Genomic DNA, 232 nt, shown 5'->3' on the forward strand with positions numbered 1-232 from the left:
CGGACTCAGCCAGCAAGCGGTGGCTGAACGCTTATGCCTGAAGGTTTCCACGGTTCGTGATATTGAAGAAGATAAGGCGCCAGCCGATCTCGCTTCGACCTTCCTGCGTGGCTATATCCGTTCCTACGCTCGCCTCGTACATATTCCGGAAGAAGAACTGCTGCCGATGATGGCGAAGCAAGCGCCGATTCGCGCCGCCAAAGTGGCGCCGATGCAGAGCTTCTCGCTGGGT

At 57.8% G+C, this 232-nt stretch carries 1 protein-coding gene; it reads left to right on the forward strand.

The features are described from left to right. A partial coding sequence (locus QP437_RS10500; protein WP_285267801.1) for a helix-turn-helix domain-containing protein occupies positions 1–232 on the forward strand: 232 nt, incomplete at both ends.

The organism is Haemophilus sp. UMB1048 (assembly GCF_030218125.1).
Classification (GTDB): Bacteria; Pseudomonadota; Gammaproteobacteria; order Enterobacterales; family Pasteurellaceae; genus Haemophilus_D.